Origin of the sequence: Streptomyces sp. NPDC002698 (genome assembly GCF_042888945.1) — a bacterium.
Classification (GTDB): domain Bacteria; phylum Actinomycetota; class Actinomycetes; order Streptomycetales; family Streptomycetaceae; genus Streptomyces.
In genome coordinates, this window is record NZ_JBIAQM010000003.1 from 331,699 (window position 1) to 349,794 (window position 18,096).

Annotated in this window: 16 protein-coding genes; 5 read left to right on the forward strand and 11 right to left on the reverse strand. The window is 70.8% G+C overall.

Translation table 11 applies throughout. The features are described 5' to 3' along the window. Nucleotides 1-31: 31 nt before the first annotated feature. From ACFYW9_RS06285 to ACFYW9_RS06330, 10 genes are read right to left on the reverse strand one after another with little or no spacing between them, the layout of a single operon-like run. The gene (locus ACFYW9_RS06285; protein ID WP_389145423.1) at nt 32-1,531 is read right to left on the reverse strand and encodes an NADH-quinone oxidoreductase subunit N; all 1,500 of its coding nucleotides are present in this window, start codon (nt 1,529-1,531) and stop codon (nt 32-34) included. Beyond that, nucleotides 1,528-3,102 carry a NuoM family protein gene (locus ACFYW9_RS06290; RefSeq protein WP_389145426.1) on the reverse strand — a complete coding sequence of 525 codons (1,575 nt, stop codon included), beginning with the start codon at nt 3,100-3,102 and terminating at the stop codon, nt 1,528-1,530. Before ACFYW9_RS06290 ends, ACFYW9_RS06285 begins: the two co-directional genes overlap by 4 nt. 6 nt (nt 3,103-3,108) lie before the next feature. Beyond that, nucleotides 3,109-5,100: an NADH-quinone oxidoreductase subunit L gene (locus ACFYW9_RS06295; protein ID WP_389145429.1), complete on the reverse strand. Its 1,992-nt coding sequence runs from the start codon at nt 5,098-5,100 to the stop codon at nt 3,109-3,111. Further along, complete coding sequence (gene nuoK, locus ACFYW9_RS06300) at nt 5,097-5,477, reverse strand: NADH-quinone oxidoreductase subunit NuoK (protein WP_351863183.1); 381 nt, start codon at nt 5,475-5,477, stop codon at nt 5,097-5,099. Before nuoK ends, ACFYW9_RS06295 begins: the two co-directional genes overlap by 4 nt. Next, entirely contained in the window at nt 5,477-6,142 is a 666-nt protein-coding gene (locus tag ACFYW9_RS06305) for an NADH-quinone oxidoreductase subunit J (protein WP_389145432.1), read from the reverse strand. Before ACFYW9_RS06305 ends, nuoK begins: the two co-directional genes overlap by 1 nt. Further along, a complete protein-coding gene (locus tag ACFYW9_RS06310) occupies nt 6,139-6,837 on the reverse strand; it encodes a NuoI/complex I 23 kDa subunit family protein (protein ID WP_389145435.1) in 699 nt (232 codons plus the stop codon). Before ACFYW9_RS06310 ends, ACFYW9_RS06305 begins: the two co-directional genes overlap by 4 nt. Nucleotides 6,838-6,839: 2 nt before the next feature. Continuing rightward, nucleotides 6,840-7,808 carry an NADH-quinone oxidoreductase subunit H gene (locus tag ACFYW9_RS06315; RefSeq protein WP_389145438.1) on the reverse strand — a complete coding sequence of 323 codons (969 nt, stop codon included), beginning with the start codon at nt 7,806-7,808 and terminating at the stop codon, nt 6,840-6,842. Continuing rightward, nucleotides 7,805-9,133, reverse strand: coding sequence for an NADH-quinone oxidoreductase subunit C (locus ACFYW9_RS06320; RefSeq protein WP_389145441.1), 1,329 nt, complete (start codon nt 9,131-9,133; stop codon nt 7,805-7,807). Before ACFYW9_RS06320 ends, ACFYW9_RS06315 begins: the two co-directional genes overlap by 4 nt. Next, complete coding sequence (locus ACFYW9_RS06325; protein ID WP_389145444.1) at nt 9,130-9,777, reverse strand: NADH-quinone oxidoreductase subunit B; 648 nt, start codon at nt 9,775-9,777, stop codon at nt 9,130-9,132. The genes ACFYW9_RS06320 and ACFYW9_RS06325 overlap by 4 nt, the downstream gene beginning before the upstream one ends. Next, entirely contained in the window at nt 9,768-10,181 is a 414-nt protein-coding gene (locus tag ACFYW9_RS06330; RefSeq protein WP_326786120.1) for an NADH-quinone oxidoreductase subunit A, read from the reverse strand. The genes ACFYW9_RS06325 and ACFYW9_RS06330 overlap by 10 nt, the downstream gene beginning before the upstream one ends. A gap of 305 nt (nt 10,182-10,486) precedes the next feature. On the opposite strand from ACFYW9_RS06330, the gene ACFYW9_RS06335 reads away from it, so the two are divergent. From ACFYW9_RS06335 to ACFYW9_RS06355, 5 genes are all read left to right on the forward strand, one after another. Then, a complete protein-coding gene (locus ACFYW9_RS06335; protein ID WP_389145449.1) occupies nt 10,487-11,686 on the forward strand; it encodes a sensor histidine kinase in 1,200 nt (399 codons plus the stop codon). Nucleotides 11,687-11,927: 241 nt separating this feature from the next. Next, a complete protein-coding gene (locus ACFYW9_RS06340) occupies nt 11,928-13,283 on the forward strand; it encodes a sensor histidine kinase (RefSeq protein WP_389145452.1) in 1,356 nt (451 codons plus the stop codon). 438 nt (nt 13,284-13,721) lie between these two features. Further along, entirely contained in the window at nt 13,722-14,381 is a 660-nt protein-coding gene (locus ACFYW9_RS06345) for a response regulator transcription factor (protein ID WP_351863173.1), read from the forward strand. A 236-nt stretch (nt 14,382-14,617) separates the two neighbouring features. Then, nucleotides 14,618-16,561 carry a 2-oxoacid:acceptor oxidoreductase subunit alpha gene (locus tag ACFYW9_RS06350; RefSeq protein ID WP_351863171.1) on the forward strand — a complete coding sequence of 648 codons (1,944 nt, stop codon included), beginning with the start codon at nt 14,618-14,620 and terminating at the stop codon, nt 16,559-16,561. Then, on the forward strand, nt 16,554-17,633 hold the full coding sequence (locus ACFYW9_RS06355; RefSeq protein WP_351863170.1) for a 2-oxoacid:ferredoxin oxidoreductase subunit beta: 1,080 nt from the start codon (nt 16,554-16,556) through the stop codon (nt 17,631-17,633). The genes ACFYW9_RS06350 and ACFYW9_RS06355 overlap by 8 nt, the downstream gene beginning before the upstream one ends. 19 nt (nt 17,634-17,652) lie before the next feature. On the opposite strand, the gene ACFYW9_RS06360 is transcribed toward ACFYW9_RS06355, so the two are convergent. Continuing rightward, nucleotides 17,653-18,069, reverse strand: a complete 417-nt coding sequence (locus ACFYW9_RS06360; RefSeq protein ID WP_329301173.1) for a helix-turn-helix domain-containing protein — start codon at nt 18,067-18,069, stop codon at nt 17,653-17,655. Nucleotides 18,070-18,096 lie beyond the last annotated feature (27 nt).

An 18,096-nucleotide genomic window follows, 5' to 3' on the forward strand; every position in this document is an offset into this window, starting at 1 on the left:
CCCTCGGCGAGTGGTGCTTCGGAAGAGTGCTTCAGAAGAGCGCGGTCTCCGAGAAGCGGAGGATGATCTGGGGCGCCCCGGACAGGACGACGCCCAGGACGGCCGTCAGGGCGATGGCCGCGGTGAGCGGAACCGGTGCGCGGTGCGTGCCCGGCTCGCCTTCGGGGGCGCGGAAGAGCAGAGCCGTCCACTGGAGGTAGTAGAAGAGCGCGATGACCACGTTGACGGCCATGACGACGGCCAGCCAGCCGAGCCCCGCGTCGACGGCCGCCGAGAAGACGGTCACCTTGGCGAAGAGGCCGATGATGCCCGGCGGCAGACCCGCGAGGCAGAGCAGGAAGAAGCCGAGGACCAGCGCGGACAGGGGGTTCTCGGCGTACAGGCCGCGGTAGTCGCTGATGCGGTTCAGGGGGCTTCGGCGGGCCACCAGAGCGGCCACGGCGAAGGCGCCGAGGTTCACGGCGGCGTACATGAGGGCGTACGCGACCGTGGACCCGATGGCCTGCTGGGCGTCCTTGGAGTAGGCGGCGGCCGCGATCGGGACCAGGAGGTAGCCGGCCTGGCCGACGGAGGACCAGGCGAGCAGCCGCACCGCGCTGTACGCGCGCGTGGACCGCTGTCTCAGGGCGCCGACGTTCCCGACCGTCATGGTGAGGGCCGCCAGCACCGCCAGCGCCGGGCCCCAGACGTCCGCGTACGAGGGGAAGGCGACGACGGTGACCAGGATGAGCCCGGAGAAGCCGACGGCCTTGCCGACGACCGACAGGTAGGCGGCGATCGGCAGGGGTGCCCCCACGTAGGTGTCGGGCACCCAGAAGTGGAAGGGCACGGCGGCCGTCTTGAAGGCGAAGCCGACGAGGGTGAGGACGACGCCTGTCTGGGCCAGGGTGTGGAACTGTCCGTCGACGTGCTGGATCCCGTCCGCGATCCGGGTGAGATAGAGGGTGCCGGTCGTCGCGTAGACGAAGCTGACACCCATCAGGCTGACCGCGGTCGCGGTGACGGAGGACAGGAAGAACTTCAGGGCCGCTTCCGAGGACTTCTTGTCGCCGCGTCTGATGCCGACGAGCGCGAAGGCGGGCAGCGAGGCGACTTCCAGGGCGACGATGAGGGTCGCGAGGTCGCGGGAGGCGGGCAGGAGAGCGGCCCCGGCGGCCGAGGAGAGAAGCAGGAACCAGTACTCCCCCTCGGGGAGTTCCCTGTCGGCGTCCTTCAGGGCGGTGACCGACAGCAGGGCGACGAGGAGCGCGCCGCCGAGGACCAGGAGCTGGATGACCAGGGTGAAGCGGTCCGCCACGTAACTGCAGGTGTCGGTGGCGCCCGTCAGGCAGAACGTGGCCCGGTCGCCGTCCCGGAGGGGCAGCAGCAACAGCGCGGACGCGGCGAGGCCCGCGACGGACGTCCAGCCGAGTACGGCCTTCCTCGCGTCTCCGATGAACAGATCGGTGACGAGCACGACGAGTCCGACGACCGCCGCGAGGGTGGGCGGCGCGATGGCGAGCCAGTCGACGGACTGGACCAGGGAACTCATCGGTTGCCTCCTGCGAGGAGCTGCTGTACGGCCGGGTCGGTCAGGCCGAGCAGGGCCCGGGGCCACAGACCGGCGACGACGGTGAGGGCGACGAGCGGTGTCCAGGCGGCGAACTCGTAGGTCTGGACGTCGGCGAGTCCCGGAGACTCCCGGGGCGTCGCGCCCATGCAGACGCGGCGTACGACGACGAGCATGTACGCGGCGGTGAGCAGCGTGCCGAACGCGGCGATCGTCATGAACGTCAGATAGGCGGGACGGCTGAGGCCGGAGGCGGGCTCGAACGCGCCGAACAGTGCCAGCATCTCGCCCCAGAAACCGGCGAGGCCCGGCAGTCCGAGCGAGGCGACGGCGGCGAAGGCCAGCAGGCCGCCGAGGCGTGGTGCCTTGCCGTACAGCGCGGCACCGGACCCCTCGGCGAGGGCGTCGAGGTCGGTGGTGCCCGTGCGGTCCTTCAGCGCTCCGACGAGGAAGAAGAGGAGGCCGGTGATGAGGCCGTGGGCGATGTTGGCGAACAGCGCGCCGTTCACGCCGGTCGGCGTCATCGTCGAGATGCCGAGCAGGACGAAGCCCATGTGGCCGACGGAGGAGTAGGCGATGAGCCGTTTGAGGTCGCCCTTCGCGCCCTGCTTGGCGAGGGCCAGACAGGCCAGGGAACCGTAGATGATCCCGACCACGGCGAAGGCGGCGAGGTAGGGGGCGAAGGTCCGGAATCCGTCCGGTGTGACGGGCAGCAGGATCCGGACGAACCCGTACGTGCCCATCTTCAGCATCACGCCGGCCAGCAGGACCGAGCCGACGGTCGGGGCGGCGGTGTGGGCGTCGGGCAGCCAGCTGTGCAGCGGCCACATCGGCGTCTTGACCGCGAGTCCGATCCCGATCGCCAGAACGGCGGTGACCTGCACGGATGTGCTCAGCGACCGGCCGTTGTCAGTGGCGAGTGCCACCATGTCGAATGTGCCCGCCTTGATTCCGATCAGGAGCAGGCCCAGCAGCATGACGACCGAACCGAGCAGGGTGAAGAGGATGAACTTCCAGGCCGCGGCCTGGCGCTGGGCGCCTCCCCACCGTGCGATGAGGAAGTACATCGGGATGAGCACCATCTCGAACGCGAGGAAGAACAGCAGCAGATCGAGGACGGCGAAGGTCGCGAGTGTGCCGGACTCGAGGACGAGCAGCAGTGCGACGAACGCCTTCGGGGTCGGGCCCGCGGGCATCTTGAAGTAGGAGTACAGCGCGCAGAGGAAGGTCAGCAGCGCGGTCAGGACCAGAAGGGGGAGGGAAATGCCGTCGATGCCGAGGTGGATCCGCACGTCGAGTGCGGGGATCCAGCTGATGTCCGTCGTTGCCTGCATCTTCGACGGGTGGTCGTGGTCGAAGCCGAGCGCGAGGACGATCGCGGCGATGAGGACCACGCCCGTGACGGTCACGCCGTGCCGCAGCACCGCCTGTTCGGGCGACTTCCCCCTCAGTCCCGGCGGGGCCGGAAGAAGGGCGGCGGCGGCCCCGATGAGCGGGCCGACGACGATCAACGCGAGAAGAATCTGCATCACGGATTCACTGATATCGATCACGCCTGCTCACGCTCCCGTGGCGACGAGGAGGGCGGCGACCACCAGGACGACGGTGCCGGCGAGCAGCGCGCTCACATAGGTCTGCACGTTGCCGGTCTGCGCACGCCGTACGGCGGTGCCGAGCCAGCGGGGTAGGGCGCCCGCGCCACGTACGTAGGTGTCGACGACCTCTCGGTCGAGGAACCGGACGAGCGAGGCTCCGGCCTGGACCGGGCGGACGAACAGCACGGAGTACACGGTGTCGAGGTGGAAGCCGACGGCCGCGTGGCGGTGCAGCGGGCCGAGCAGCAACCGGCCCGGGTCCGCGGGGTCGGAGGCGTGGGCGACGTCACCGAAGACGGGTTCGTGGGCGGCGATGGCCTCGGCCTCGACGTGTCCGGCGTCGGCGTCCGGGTGGGCCGCGACCGCACCCAGGGGGACGCGGGCCGCCAGGGCCGTGGTGTGCCGCCAGGCTCCGTAGGTGACGATCCCGCCGACCAGGGCGAGTCCTGTGCCGAGCACGGAGGTGGTGAGGACCGGCGTCAGGTCATGGCCGTCGAACCAGTCGGGCAGCGGGCCGATCGCCAGGCCGAACGCGAGCGAGGGGATGGCGAGCACCCACAGCACGGCCGTCATGGTGACCGGCTGCCTGCCGTGGTCGGGGGCCTCGGTTCCGTGGCCGCGGAAGGCCAGCAGCCACAGCCGGGTCGCGTACGCGGCGGTGAGGACGGCGGTGACCAGCCCGGTGACCAGGACGATCCAGCCCGCGGCACCGGGGGCCTGCTCGGTGTGACCGGTGGCGACGTGCTCGGCGGCACCGAGGACGGCCTCCTTGGAGAAGAAGCCGCTGAAGGGAGGGATCGCGGCGAGTGCGAGCAGCGCCACGGTCATCGTCCAGAAGGCGTCGGGGACCCGGAGGCGCAGGTCCTTCATCCGGGACATGGCGGCCAGCGAGTTGGTGCCGGAGGCGTGGATGATCACGCCGGCGGCGAGGAACAGCAGCGCCTTGAAGGCGCCGTGAGCGAGGAGGTGGAAGACGGCGGCACCGCGGTCGCCGACGGCGAGAGCGCCGGCCATGTAGCCGAGCTGACCGATCGTCGAGTAGGCGAGGACCCGCTTGATGTCGTCCTGGGCGAGTGCCGCGAGTCCCGAACCGACCATCGTGACACCGGCCATGACGGCGAGGACGACCATCGCGGCCGCGGACGCCTGGAAGACGGGGAGGAGCCGGGCGACGAAGTAGATACCGGCGGCGACCATCGTCGCGGCGTGGATCAGCGCGGAGACGGGTGTGGGGCCCGCCATCGCGTCGGGCAGCCAGGTGTGCAGCGGGAACAGTGCCGACTTGCCCGCCACGCCCGCGAGGAGCAGGAGGGCGACGAGGGTCGGGTGGTGCAGCCCGCCGCTCGCCACGGTGCCGAGGACCGTGGTGATCCGGAAGGAGCCGGCGTCGGTGGCCAGCGCGAACAGACCGATGAGGAAGGGGACGTCGCCGAGCTTGGTGACCAGGAAGGCCTTGAGCGAGGCGGCGCGGGCTTCCGGGGTCTCCCAGTAGTGGCCGACCAGGAAGTACGAGCAGATGCCCATGATCTCCCAGCCGACCAGGAGCACCATCAGGTCGCCGGAGTAGACGACGAGCAGCATCGCGGAGGTGAACAGGGAGACGAGAGCGGCGTACGAGGGGTAGCGCGGGTCGTCGCGCAGGTAGCCCGTCGAGTAGATCTGCACACAGGTGGCGACGACGCCGACGAGTACGGCGACGAGGGCGGCGAAGCCGTCGATGTGCAGGCCCAGTTCGATGGGGACCGAGCCGGTCGGGGTGAGTTCGGTGCGCGAGTCGATGGCCTGGCCGCCGCCCTGGTCGACCGCGACCGTCACGGCGAGGACGAGCGAGGCGAGGACGGGCAGGACCGCGAGCGGGCGGACGAAGCCCGGGGCCGTGCGGCCGAGGAGGAGTCCGGCGGCCGCGCCGAGGAAGGGAAGGAGGGGGACGAGGACGGCGAGGGTGGTCGTGGTCACGCGGTGGCCTCAGCCTTCTCGGCCGCGGGGGCGTCGCTGTCGGGGTCGTCGGGGCCGTGGCCCTCGGCGGTGTCGCGGAGCTTGTCGATGTCCGAGGTGCCGCCGTTGCGGTAGACGGCGAGGACGATCGCCAGGCCGATGCCGATCTCGGCTGCGGCGATGGCGATGGTGAACAGGGTCAGGGCCTGGCCGGAGTGCAGCGTGTCGCGGGCGGCCCTGGAGAGCCAGACGTCGAAGGCGACGAGGTTCAGGTTGACGGCGTTGAGCATCAGCTCGACGGACATCAGGACCAGGATCGCGTTGCGGCGCGCCAGGACTCCGTACAGACCCGTGCAGAACAGGAGGGCGGCGAGCACGGCGGGATAGACGAGGTGCATCAGCGGACACCTTCCTTGTCCTGCTCGCCGTCGCGGCTTCCGGGGACACGCGGGGTGGTGGCGGTCCTGGTCGCCGCGGCGGTGTCCGCCTTCGCCTTGCGGGAGAGGACGATCGCGCCGACCAGGGCGGCGAGGAGGAGAACGGAGAGCGCTTCGAAGGGAAGGACCCAGCTCTGGAAGAGGCTGGCTCCGGTCACCTCGGTGGAACCGGCGGCGGCACCGTTCAGATCGACCCAGGTCGTACGGAACGCGTCGACGACGACCCAGACCAGGGTGCCGGCCGAGGCGAGGGCCACGGTCAGGGCTGCCCAGCGGTTGCCGGAGTCGGCGTCCGGGGAGCGGCCGATCGGGGCCCTGGTGAGCATCAGACCGAACAGAAGGAGGACGACGACGGAACCGACGTAGATGAGGACCTGCACCCAGGCGATGAACTCGGCCGTCAGCAGGAGGTATTCGACGGCGAGGCCGCCGAGGGCGACCACCAGCCACAGCGCGGCGTGCACGAGCTGCTTGGTGGTGACGGTGACGAGCGCGGCGCCGAAGGTGAGCAGGCCGACGAGGAGGAAGGCGATCTCGACCCCGGTCGGGGAGAGGAAGCCGTGGTGCTCGGCGGCGACGGTGGTGGCCGTGTGGGCCGCCGTGGCCGTGGCTGCTGCGAGGGTCACGACTGTTCCTCCTGTGGGCCGGAGGGCGGCGTGGCCGGAGACTCCGGCCGGCCGCTCTCTCCGGTCGGGCCCGGCTGATCCGGCTCCTCGGCCCCGGTCGCCCGAGCTGCCGGTTCGGCCGCGGCCTCGGCCTCGGCTCGGGCTGCCCGCTCGGCCTCGGCCTCGGCTGCCTGTTCGGCCGCGAGTTTGTCGGCGGTCTTGCGGGCGGCCGCGATCTCCTTGGGCTCCTCGGCGCCGGGGTCGAGGGCGGGCGGGGCCGGGACGGTCCACATCCACTCGCGGAGTTTGTCGCGTTCGTGGATGAGTTCGTGGATGTCGGTCTCCGCGTACTCGAACTCCGGGGTCCAGAAGAGCGCGTCGAAAGGACAGACCTCGATGCAGATACCGCAGTACATGCACAGGGAGAAGTCGATGGCGAAGCGGTCGAGGACGTTGCGACTGCGCTCGCGGCCGCCCGGGGCGGCGGCCGGGACCGTCTCCTTGTGGGAGTCGATGTAGATGCACCAGTCCGGGCACTCGCGGGCGCACAGCATGCAGACCGTGCAGTTCTCCTCGAAGAGGGCGATGACTCCACGGGTGCGGGGCGGGAGTTCGGGCTGGACGTCCGGGTACTGCGCGGTGACGGTCTTCTTCGTCATCGTGCGGAGGGTGACGGCCAGGCCCTTGGCGAGGCCGGAGCCAGGAATGGGGGCCATGGTTACGCGATCACCACCTTGACGATGCCGGTGAGGGCGATCTGGGCGAGGGACAGGGGGACGAGGAGGGTCCAGGAGAGCTTCTGGAGCTGGTCCTCGCGCAGGCGGGGGTAGGTGACGCGGAGCCAGATGACGACGAAGGCGAGGATCGCGGCCTTCAGGAGCGTCCAGACCCAGCCGAGGCCGTCGGCGCCCCAGGGGCCGTGCCAGCCGCCCAGGAAGAGGACGGTGGTCAGACCGCACAGGACGACGATTCCCGCGTACTCGGCGAGCAGGAACAGGGCGAAACGCAGGCCCGTGTACTCGGTGTACGCGCCGAAGATGATCTCGGAGTCGGCGACGGGCATGTCGAAGGGGGGCCGTTGGAGTTCGGCGAGACCGGCGACGAAGAACACGATCGCGCCGACGATCTGCCAGGGCAGCCACCACCACTGGAAGGCGTCCACGATGCCGGGGAGCGAGACCGTGCCGGCCGCCATCGCGACCGAGGCCGCGGTCAGGAGCATCGGGAGCTCGTACGCGAGGAGCTGGGCGGCGGTGCGCAGCCCTCCGAGAAGGGAGAACTTGTTGGCCGACGCCCAGCCCGCCATGAGCGAGCCGAGGACACCCACGCCCATGACGGCGAGGACGAAGAAGATGCCCGCGTCGACGACCTCGCCGACCGCGCCCTCACCCGGGCCGATCGGGATGACGAGGAGGACCAGGAGGTACGGGAGGAGGGCCACCGCGGGGGCGAGCTGGAAGATGCGCCGGTCCGCGCCCGTGGGGACGATGTCCTCCTTCTGCGCGAACTTCACGCCGTCCGCGACGAGCTGGGCCCAGCCGTGGAAGCCGCCCGCGTACATCGGGCCGAGGCGGCCCTGCATGTGGGCCATCACCTTGTGCTCGGTCTGACCGACGATCAGGGGGAACGTCAGGAACACGACGAAGACGACGAGGAGGCGTAGGGCGACGTCGAGAGTGTCGTTCACTGCGTACCTCCGGAGGGGTCGTCGGGGCTGAGTGGCTTCGGCTCGAGGGCCGGGGCCGGAGCGGGAGTGGCCTCGGGCTTCGGCTCAGGGGCCGGGGCCGAAGCGTCCTCGGACTCCGGCCTCTGCTCGGGCTCCGCGGCTTGTTCCGGCTCGGGCTTCGGGGCTTGTTCCGGATTCGACCCCGGCGTCGGCTCGGGCTCCGCGGCTTGTTCCGGCTTCGACTCCGCGTCGTCGAACGCGGGCTTCGGCTGGTGCCACGGTGCATCGGAGCTGCGTGGTGCGGCAGGCCTTCTGGCGGGCTTCGCCGCCGAGTCGGGCTCGGCTGCCCGCGTGGCGCTCGCCGGAGCGGCCGGTTCGGTGGAAGCGGCCGGTTCCGTCGCGGCCGTCGGCTCGTTCACGGCCGTCGGCTCGTTCGCAGCCCCCGGTTCCGTCGGTTCCGTCGCGGCCGTCGGCTCGTTCGCGGGCGTCGGGGGCGGAGGGGGTGTCTCCTGGGCACGTTGGCTGGCGGAGCCCTGGCTCACGCTGCGCGATCGGCGTGCGGGGCGCGCGGCATCGGCATCGGAGGTGGCGCCCGCGCCGGCGGACGCCACGTCTGCTCCCGCAGCGCCTGCGGACGCCGCAGCGGCAGGGGCAGCAGGTCCGGCAGGGGCCGTGGGCGTCTGGCTGGCCGAGCCCTCCCCCGCCGTACGGGCCCTGCGGACCGGGCGGTCGCCGGCGGGGCGGGCCGCGCCACGGGCCGGGCGGGACGGGGCCGGGGGGAGCTGGCCCTTGAGGGGGCCCCACTCGTTGGGGTCGGGAACGCCGGGCGGCAGCATCTGACGGCGCTTGGGGCCGCCGTGCTCGGACTCGCCGGGCTCCTTCGCACCGGGCCAGGCCTTGGCGACGCGGGCGGCCAGGACGAAGTCCTTGCGGAGGGGGTGTCCTTCGAAGCCCTCCGGCAGAAGCAGGGGGTCGAGGCCGGGGTGGCCCTCGAACGTCACGCCGAACATCTCGTGCGTCTCGCGCTCGTGCCAGGCGGCACCCGCGTAGACGGTGACCGCCGACGGGAGCGCCGGGGCGGTGTGCGGGACGGTCGTACGGACGAGGAGGCGGCGTACCGGGGACAGGGCCACGACGTGGGCCGAGACGCGGAAGCCCGTGCCGGGTTCGTCGACGGCGCTCAGCCAGTCGAAGTAGGTGCAGCCCAGGGTGTCGCGGGCCGTCTCCAGGGCCGCGATCCAGGAGGCCGGGGGCACGTCGACCGTCAGGACCTCGTACGACTCCTCGGCCGTGGCGTCGGGGCCGAAGAGTTCCCCGGCGGGGCCGGGAAGCCAGCCGACGGTCATCGTTCCTCCTCACCGGGGGCGGCCGGATCCGTCCCCGGAACGCTCGTCGCCGAGGGGGCCGGTGGCTTCACCAGGCCGCTCTGGAGTGCGGCGGCAGAGGGGCGGGGCGCGTCGGACCCGTAGCGCTCCCCCAGCGATTCCCGGGCGATCTTCTCCTGGAGCTTGAGGATGCCCTGGAGCAGTGCCTCGGGGCGCGGCGGGCACCCGGGGACGTAGACGTCGACGGGGATGATCTGGTCGACGCCCTTGGTGACGGAGTAGGAGTCCCAGTACGGGCCGCCGCAGTTGGAGCAGGCGCCGAAGGAGATGACGTACTTCGGCTCGGGCATCTGCTCGTACAGGCGCTTGACGGCGGGCGCCATCTTGTCGGTGACCGTGCCCGACACCACCATCAGGTCGGCCTGGCGGGGGCCCGGCGCGAACGGGATCACGCCGAGGCGGATGAAGTCGTGGCGGGCCATCGACGCGGCGATGAACTCGATCGCGCAGCAGGCGAGGCCGAAGTTGAAGACCCAGAGCGAGTAGCGGCGGCCCCAGTTCAGGACCACCTTCATGGGCTCGGGGGCGAGGCGGGCGAGCGCGCCGAGCCGCTTGGGCTCGGGCAGCAGCACCGGCTGGTCCGGGGCGGAGGGGGTCACGTCCATGTCAGGACGCCCTTCTTGTATGCGTACAGCAGGCCCACGGCCAGGAAGCCGAGGAAGATGAACATCTCGACGAGCGTCGCGGCGCCGTAGCCGGGAGCGGCGAAGACCGTGGCCCAGGGGAAGAGGAAGATCGAGTCGACGGCGAAGATGACGTAGAGGAAGGCGTACACGTAATAGCGGACCTGGGTGTGGGCCCAGCCCTCGCCGACGGGGTCGACGCCGCACTCGTACGTCAGGAGTTTCTCGGGGGTGGGGACCACGGGCCGCAGCAGGCGGCCCGCTCCGAAGGCGACGGCGACGAACAGCACGCCCACGACGGCGAGCAGCCCGACGACCGAGTAGGACTGGAAGTAGTCCGCCGCGACGACTGTTCCGGTCGCCGTGACAACGGTCGGTTCCGGCACGTCAGCCCCTCACTCCCTGACCTCGTTGCGCCCCGTCGTGCACCGTCGCGCACTCTGTGATGCGCCATGTTCGACGATCTGTACGGACGGGAGTCTAGGGCCTGCTAAAGAGAGCGTAAGCAGCCCGTCACACCTCGACCATCCCTCGACCACCGGAGACCCGTTCACGTCTCACGGTGTGAACGTGTCCCGGGAGTACCTCGGCGTCACGTCCGGCCGTCACCCCCGGGGGTGGGGTTATCCCCAGTGCATCGCGGCGGCCCACCTCATGGCGCGGCGGCGCGCCGCCGGGCAGGCTAGCGGATATGACCGAACGCATCCCGCCCGCCGATCCGTCGGACGCCCCGTCCGACAGTGACCGGCCGCCCGCCGTACGTATCGCCCTGGACCCGGTGACCTGGAAGGAGATCTCCCACCTCCTGGCGAATCTGCCGGCCTCGGTCATCGGGTTCGTGTACGTGGTGACGATGCTCGCCACGGGCGCGGGGCTCGCCGTGACCGTCGTCGGGCTGCCCCTGCTCGCGGCCGGTCTGCGCGGTTCGCGGCAGCTGGGCAAGCTGGAGCGGGGGCGGGCGCGGCGGCTGCTGGGGCTGCGGATCGACGAACCGAGCCCGTTGCCGGTGCGCCGGACCGGCTTCTTCGGCTGGCTGTGGTCGAGCCTGAAGGACCCGGTGGGCTGGCGGGCGGTGCTGTACGACCTCATACGGCTTCCCTGGGGCATCGCCACCTTCACGATCACGCTCGTGTCGTTGTTCGTGCTGTGGCCGGTGCTGCCGTTCATCGCGCGCGGGCTGACGAACGTCGACCGGGCGATGGTGCGCGGACTGCTGTCGCCCTCCGACGAGTTGGAGCGGCGCATCGCCGAACTGGAGTCGGACCGCGGGGTGGTGGTCGACACGGCCGCGGCCGACCTGCGCCGTATCGAGCGCGATCTGCACGACGGGGCGCAGGCCCGGCTCGTCAACCTCGCGATGGGGCTCGGCCTGGCGAAGGAGAAGCTCCTGGAGGACCCCGACGCGGCGGCGTCGATGGTGGACGAGGCGCACGGCGAGGTGAAGCTCGCCCTTCAGGAACTGCGTGATCTGGCCCGCGGCATCCACCCGGCGGTCCTGACCGACCGGGGTCTGGACGCCGCCCTGTCCTCGATCGCCTCGCGGTGCACCGTGCCCGTGAAGGTGAGCACCGAGCTGGAGACGCGGCCGGCCGCCGCCATCGAGGGCATCGCGTACTTCACCGTCTCGGAACTGCTCCAGAACGTCAGCAAGCACAGCGGGGCGAGGTCCGCGTCGGTCGACCTCTGGCGGTCGGACGACCGTCTGCTCATCCAGGTCCGGGACGACGGCCGCGGCGGGGCCGGCGTCGACGGCGGTACGGGCATGGCGGGGCTCGCGGACCGGCTCGGCGCGGTGGACGGACTGTTCGTCGTCGACTCCCCGGTGGGCGGCCCGACGGTCATCACGGCCGAACTGCCGTGGCGGAACCGCCGGAACGAGCCCGCGCCGTAGCCCACGGCCGACTCGGTGGAGACCTCCGGCCGGCGGACCCTGAGGACGTCGGCCGGTGGTCCTCGCCGGTCCGCCGGGGTACCGAGGTAGGGAAAACCCCCCGTTCAAGACGCCGATCCGCCGCATGTCCCGCGGACCTGCCAGGCGGCACGCTTGGAGGAGAGGGAGCGGCCGACGCGCGGACCGAGGCGCGCGCGGAACGCGACGAGGCACAGGACGAGACGAGAGAACGGACGAACCGATGGCCACGGAGTACGGACACGGATACGGGCACCGCGGCGGGTCCGGATTCGACGGGACGGGCGGCGCCGGGCGGCGGCACCGTCTCCCGGCCCCGCTGCGGGCGCCGTTCGAGGCCCGCAGCCTGCGCGAGTTCGGCTACGTGCTGCTGGGCCTGCCGCTCGGGATCCTCATGTTCACGTTCGCCGTCACGATGGTCTCGCTCGGCGCGGGCCTGCTGGTCACCTTCCTGGGCGTTCCGGTGCTCGCGGCCGCGCTGGCCGGCTGCCGCGGCCTCGGCTCGCTGGAGCGGGCGCGGGCGCGCGGGCTGCTCGGTGTCGAGGTGGCCGAGCCCGAGCCGCTGCGGACGAAGAAGCAGGGGGCGATGGCGTGGATGGGCGCCGTGCTCAAGAGCGGCACGTCGTGGCGGCACCTGCTGTACGCGGTGGTCCAGTTCCCGTGGTCGGTGTTCTCCTTCGTCGTCGCGGTGAACTTCTGGGTGTACGGGTGGGCGCTGCTGACGTATCCGCTGTGGTTCTGGGTCTTCCCGATGTACGGCGGCCAGGACGGACTCCAGCTGTACGGCGACAACACGCACTCGGTCTATCTGGACAACCCGTTCGAGATCACGGTGACCGCGCTGGTGGGGCTGCTCTTCACGATGGCGACGCCGTGGATCGTGCGGGCGCTGACGACCGTGGACGGGCTGATGGTGCGCGGGCTGCTCGGCCCCTCGCGGCTGGCCACGCGCGTGGTGGAGCTGGAGTCCGACCGCGGGGTCGTGGTCGACACGGCCGCCGCCGACCTGCGCCGTATCGAGCGCGATCTGCACGACGGGGCGCAGGCCCGGCTCGTCGCCCTGGCGATGGACCTGGGGCTCGCCAAGGAGAAGCTGGCCGAGGACCCCGAGGCGGCGGCGCGGATGGTGGACGAGGCGCACGGCGAGGTCAAGACGGCGTTGCAGGAGCTGCGGGATCTCGCGCGCGGTATCCATCCGGCGGTGCTGACCGACCGCGGGCTCGACGCCGCGCTGTCCTCGGTCGCCTCGCGGTGCACGGTGCCGGTGCGGGTGGAAGTGGATCTGGCCGCGCGGCCGGCGCCCGCGATCGAGGGGATCGCCTACTTCACCGTCTCCGAACTGCTCCAGAACATCAGCAAGCACTCCCGTGCGACGCGGGCGACCGTGGATGTGTGGCGGGTGGAGAACCGGCTGATGATCCAGGTCGGCGACAACGGGGTCGGCGGGGCCGCCGTCACCGGGGGGTCGGGCCTGGCCGGCCTCACGGAACGGCTCGACGCGGTGGACGGGATCCTGGTGGTGGACTCGCCGCCGGCCGGGCCCACCCTGATCACGGCGGAGCTGCCCTGGCGGGGCTGAGACTCCCGGCCGCACGCACGCGGGGACCCCGGTGCACACCACCGGGGTTCCCTGCTGCGTCGGAGCAGGAGCCGGGAGCGGCCGGTGCGCTCACCGGGCAGCCGGCCCGCGTACCCCACTGGGGTGGGGCGTGAGCACCGAACCTGCGTACCCCACGGGGGTGGGGGCGTGAGCACCAGGCCCGCGCAGCCCGCCGGAGACAGGGGCGTGAGCACCAGGCCCGCGCAGCCCGCCGGGCAGGGATGTGAGCCGGGGACCGTGTACCCCACCGGGGTAGCCGTGCCCCACCGCCACCGGACCCCCTCTTCACGTCGCCCGGGCGCATCCGGGTCCGAATGCTGGAATGCTGGGGTCTGTCGTACGAGCGGGCACGAACCCGGTGGAGCCGGGGGCGGCCGGGGGCGGGCTCTGGGGGGCCGAGGAATCGTGGAGGACAGGGTGCGAGTCGTCATCGCCGAGGATTCAGTGCTGCTCAGGGAGGGCCTGACCCGGTTGCTGACCGACCGTGGGCATGATGTCGTGGCAGGGGTCGGGGACGGCGACGCGCTGATCAAGACCATCACCGACCTCGCGGCGCAGGACGCGCTGCCGGACGTCGTCGTCGCGGACGTACGGATGCCACCGACGCACACCGACGAAGGCGTGCGGGCGGCCGTGCAGCTGCGCAAGGCGCACCCGGGACTCGGTGTGCTCGTGCTGTCACAGTACGTGGAGGAGCGGTACGCCACCGAACTGCTGGCCGGTTCGAGCCGTGGCGTGGGCTACCTGCTCAAGGACCGGGTGGCCGAGGTGCGCGAGTTCGTGGACGCGGTGGTGCGGGTGGCCCAGGGGGGTACCGCGCTCGACCCGGAGGTGGTGGCGCAGCTGCTGGGCCGCAGCCGCAAGCAGGACGTGCTGGCCGGGCTGACACCGAGGGAGCGCGAGGTTCTGGGACTCATGGCCGAGGGCCGGACGAACTCCGCCGTCGCCCGTCAGCTCGTGGTCAGCGACGGCGCCGTCGAGAAGCACGTCAGCAACATCTTCCAGAAACTCGGCTTGTCACAAAGTGACGGGGATCATCGGCGTGTTCTGGCCGTCCTCACGTACCTGAACTCGTGACGGACTGACAGTCTGTCAGTTGTCGAGCAGAACCAAAGGGTGAGCGGGGAACGTCGTACGAGGAAGGGACCGGGGGCGGGAAAAATCGTGACACGTCAGGATGTCAGGACGTCTCAAAGCGACGTCCACCATGTGAATGGCCCAAGGAAGGCGACCCTTACCGACGTAGGGTTGGAAAAGGAAGGGTCTGCGGGAAGGCCACTCCCGGACAGCCGCCTCAAAGGAGGTCCAGTTCAGTGACGAGCAAGGTCAGCAGCCCAACGGAACAGGCCGACGAAGCCGTCGTAGGAGAACAGCGCAAACCGCCGGGGGCGAAGGACGTCCGTCGGCTCGACCGGGTCATCATCCGGTTCGCGGGGGACTCCGGTGACGGTATGCAGCTCACCGGCGACCGCTTCACATCGGAAACTGCCTCCTTCGGCAACGACCTCTCGACCCTGCCGAACTTCCCTGCCGAGATCCGCGCGCCCGCAGGCACACTGCCGGGCGTTTCGTCTTTCCAACTGCATTTCGCCGACCACGACATCCTCACGCCGGGCGACGCGCCCAACGTCCTCGTGGCCATGAACCCGGCCGCCCTGAAGGCGAACATCGCCGACGTGCCGCGCGGCGCCGAGATCATCGTCAACACGGACGAGTTCACCAAACGGGCGATGCAGAAGGTCGGCTACGCGGCCAGCCCGCTGGAGGACGGCTCGCTGGACGGCTACAACGTCCATCCCGTCCCGCTCACGACGATGACCGTCGAGGCGCTGAAGGAGTTCGAGCTCACCCGCAAGGAGGCCGAGCGCTCCAAGAACATGTTCGCGCTGGGCCTGTTGTCGTGGATGTACCACCGGCCCACCGAAGGCACCGAGAAGTTCCTGCGGACCAAGTTCGCCAAGAAGCCCGACATCGCGGCCGCCAACCTCGCCGCGTTCCGGGCCGGCTGGAACTTCGGCGAGACGACCGAGGACTTCGCCGTCTCCTACGAGGTCGCGCCGGCGTCGAAGACCTTCCCGACCGGCACCTACCGGAACATCTCCGGGAACCTCGCCCTGTCGTACGGCCTGATCGCCGCCTCCCGGCAGGCCGATCTGCCGCTCTACCTGGGCTCCTACCCCATCACCCCGGCCTCGGACATCCTGCATGAGCTGAGTAAGCACAAGAACTTCGGAGTGCGCACCTTCCAGGCCGAGGACGAGATCGCGGGCATCGGCGCGGCGCTGGGCGCGGCGTTCGGCGGCTCGCTCGCGGTGACGACGACGTCCGGTCCCGGCGTGGCGCTGAAGTCGGAGACGATCGGGCTCGCCGTCTCCCTCGAACTGCCCCTGCTCGTCATCGACATCCAGCGCGGCGGGCCCTCGACCGGCCTGCCCACCAAGACCGAGCAGGCCGACCTGCTCCAGGCCATGTACGGGCGCAACGGCGAGGCACCGGTGCCGATCGTCGCACCGCGGACCCCCGCCGACTGCTTCGACGCGGCGATGGAGGCGGCCCGGATCGCGCTGACGTACCGGACGCCCGTCCTGCTGCTGTCGGACGGCTACCTCGCCAACGGCTCCGAGCCGTGGCGCGTCCCGGACACCGACGAACTACCCGACCTGCGCGTGCAGTTCGCCCAGGGGCCCAATCACACGCTGGACGACGGCACCGAGGTCTTCTGGCCGTACAAGCGCGACCCCGGGACCCTCGCCCGCCCCTGGGCCGTCCCCGGAACACCCGGCCTGGAGCACCGCATCGGCGGTATCGAGAAGCAGGACGGCAGCGGCAACATCTCGTACGACCCCGCCAACCACGACTTCATGGTCCGCACCCGGCAGGCCAAGATCGACGGCATCGACGTCCCGGACCTCGAGGTCGACGACCCCACCGCGGGCACCGACACGGCGGCCAACACCCTTGTCCTGGGCTGGGGTTCGACGTACGGGCCGATCACCGCCGCGGTCCGCCGGCTGCGCACCGCCGGGGAGCACATCGCGCAGGCGCATCTGCGCCACCTCAACCCCTTCCCGCGGAATCTGGGCGCGGTGCTCGGGCGTTACGACAAGGTGGTGATCCCCGAGATGAACCTCGGTCAGCTCGCCACCCTCGTGCGGGCGAAGTACCTGGTGGACGCGCACTCGTACAACCAGGTCAACGGCATGCCCTTCAAGGCTGAGCAGCTCGCCACAGCTCTCAAGGAGGCCATCGATGGCTGACACGTCAACGGAAGGCCCGGGCACGATCGAGGCGCTTTCCCTGGTCCCCAAGGCCGAGGCCAGGCAGTCCATGAAGGACTTCAAGTCCGATCAGGAAGTGCGCTGGTGCCCCGGCTGCGGTGACTACGCGATCCTCGCCGCCGTCCAGGGCTTCATGCCCGAACTCGGCCTGGCGAAGGAGAACATCGTCTTCGTCTCGGGCATCGGCTGCTCGTCCCGCTTCCCGTACTACATGAACACCTACGGGATGCACTCCATCCACGGCCGCGCCCCGGCCATCGCGACCGGGCTCGCCTCCTCGCGCCGCGACCTGTCCGTCTGGGTCGTCACCGGCGACGGCGACGCCCTGTCCATCGGCGGCAACCACCTGATCCACGCCCTGCGCCGCAACGTGAACCTGAAGATCCTGCTCTTCAACAACCGGATCTACGGCCTCACCAAGGGCCAGTACTCCCCGACCTCCGAGGTCGGCAAGATCACCAAGTCGACGCCGATGGGTTCCCTGGACGCCCCCTTCAACCCGGTGTCGCTGGCGATCGGCGCCGAGGCGTCCTTCGTGGCCCGGACCGTGGACTCCGACCGCAAGCACCTCACCGACGTGCTGCGCCAGGCCGCCGCCCACCCCGGCACGGCCCTGGTGGAGATCTACCAGAACTGCAACATCTTCAACGACGGCGCGTTCGAGGTCCTCAAGGACAGACAGCAGGCCGAGGAAGCCGTCATCCGCCTGGAGCACGGACAGCCCATCCGCTTCGGCGCCGACGGCTCGCGCGGTGTGGTCCGCGACCGGCACACCGGCGATCTCCAGGTCGTCACCGTGACCCCGCAGAACGAGGCCGACGTCCTGGTCCACGACGCGCACACCGCGTCGCCGACCACCGCGTTCGCGCTGTCCCGGCTCGCCGACCCCGACACCCTGCACCACACGCCCATCGGGGTGTTCCGCTCGGTCGACCGGCCGGTCTACGACACGCAGATGGCCGACCAGCTCGACGCCGCCATCGAACAGAACGGCAAGGGCGACCTCGCGGCGCTCCTCGCCGGCGGCGACACCTGGACGGTCGTCGGCTGAACCCGTCCGCAGGCGGTTCTCAGGAGGCCCGGGGCCCTAGTCCCCGGGCCTCGTCGTACGCGCTGCGGGCCCGCTCGACGTCGGCCATGCGCTCGTTGGTCCACAGCGCCAGCGACCGCACCTGCTCGGCGGCCTCGCGGCCCAGGTCGGTCAGGGAGTAGTCGACGCGCGGCGGGATGACCGGCTTGGCGTCGCGGTGGACGAGCCCGTCGCGCTCCAGGGTCTGCAGGGTCTGGGTGAGCATCTTCTCGCTGACACCTTTCCCGACCCTGCCGATCGCCCGGCGCAGCTCGCTGAAGCGGTACGAACGCTCCAGGAGCTCGATCAGGACGAGGACGCCCCAACGGCTGGTGACGTGTTCCAGGACGAGGCGGTAGGGGCACATCGCCTCGCCGGCGTCGTACCCGTCCGCTGCCTTGACGCTGCTTACGGCCATGCCAAAACCTTACTTCAAGGTGGGTAC

Excerpts from the sequence above, each read along its gene's own strand:
- ACFYW9_RS06285 (WP_389145423.1), bottom strand. The coding sequence starts at position 1,531 with ATGAGTTCCCTGGTCCAGTCCGTCGACTGGCTCGCCATCGCGCCGCCC.
- nuoK (WP_351863183.1), bottom strand. The coding sequence starts at position 5,477 with ATGCACCTCGTCTATCCCGCCGTGCTCGCCGCCCTCCTGTTCTGCACG.
- ACFYW9_RS06310 (WP_389145435.1), bottom strand. The coding sequence starts at position 6,837 with ATGGCCCCCATTCCTGGCTCCGGCCTCGCCAAGGGCCTGGCCGTCACC.
- ACFYW9_RS06320 (WP_389145441.1), bottom strand. The coding sequence starts at position 9,133 with ATGACCGTCGGCTGGCTTCCCGGCCCCGCCGGGGAACTCTTCGGCCCC.
- ACFYW9_RS06325 (WP_389145444.1), bottom strand. The coding sequence starts at position 9,777 with ATGGACGTGACCCCCTCCGCCCCGGACCAGCCGGTGCTGCTGCCCGAG.
- ACFYW9_RS06335 (WP_389145449.1), top strand. The coding sequence starts at position 10,487 with ATGACCGAACGCATCCCGCCCGCCGATCCGTCGGACGCCCCGTCCGAC.
- ACFYW9_RS06340 (WP_389145452.1), top strand. The coding sequence starts at position 11,928 with ATGGCCACGGAGTACGGACACGGATACGGGCACCGCGGCGGGTCCGGA.
- ACFYW9_RS06355 (WP_351863170.1), top strand. The coding sequence starts at position 16,554 with ATGGCTGACACGTCAACGGAAGGCCCGGGCACGATCGAGGCGCTTTCC.
- ACFYW9_RS06360 (WP_329301173.1), bottom strand. The coding sequence starts at position 18,069 with ATGGCCGTAAGCAGCGTCAAGGCAGCGGACGGGTACGACGCCGGCGAG.